The organism is Pontimicrobium sp. MEBiC01747 (assembly GCF_053601635.1).
Genome location: NZ_JBSHNS010000411.1, coordinates 1 through 723, shown reverse-complemented (window position 1 = coordinate 723; position 723 = coordinate 1). Strand labels below are relative to the sequence as shown.

At 30.6% G+C, this 723-nt stretch carries 1 protein-coding gene; it reads right to left on the bottom strand.

Annotated elements, in window-relative coordinates; genetic code table 11:
• Positions 1-636: extracellular solute-binding protein (locus ACVC2P_RS13140; RefSeq protein WP_452598915.1), on the bottom strand; the 636-nt coding region annotated here is incomplete at its 3' end.
• Positions 637-723 lie beyond the last annotated feature (87 nt).

Genomic DNA, 723 nt, shown 5'->3' with positions numbered 1-723 from the left:
ATCATTTCCTTGTGGAGATCTAGACATATTATTTACAACTTTTTCTGCCCAGTCTTTTGCTACTTCCTCTCCATTATTAGCTATAATAGATGCCATTAGTGATTGATTATATATATTATTTGATGATCTTACTAATATTTTATTTTTCCAATTACTTGATGCTAAATTCTCGTAAGTAGATAATTGTTCTGGTTTTACTCTATCTTTTGCATAAGCGATAACACGAGCTCGCTTTGTTAGGGCAAACCATTCATTATTTTCTCCTCTTAAGTTAAGCGGTATTGTTTTATTTAATAGCTCTGAATTTACTGTTTGTAACAATCCTTTATCTGTAGCACGAACTAAACGTCCTGCATCTACAGTAATTAATACATCGGCAGGAGATGCTTCTCCTTCTACTATCATTTTTTGAATAAGCTCGTCTGCTTTTGCATTAACAACATTTACCTTAATTCCTGTCTGCTTTTCAAAACTTGCAAATAATTCTTGATCTGCTGGATAGTGTCTATGTGTATATACATTTACTTCTTCTTTTTTCACTTCTGTTTTATTGTCTTCTTGTGTCTCTGTTTTTTTATCGCTTTTACATGCGCTAAATAAAATGACTATTAAGAGTACTAAATAAGAGTTTTTCATGTATTATTATTTTTATTTTTTAAAATTTAAACTGTAGTGTAGCAAATACATTTCTATTTACAGATGGTATAATACCTGGCCCAGGAT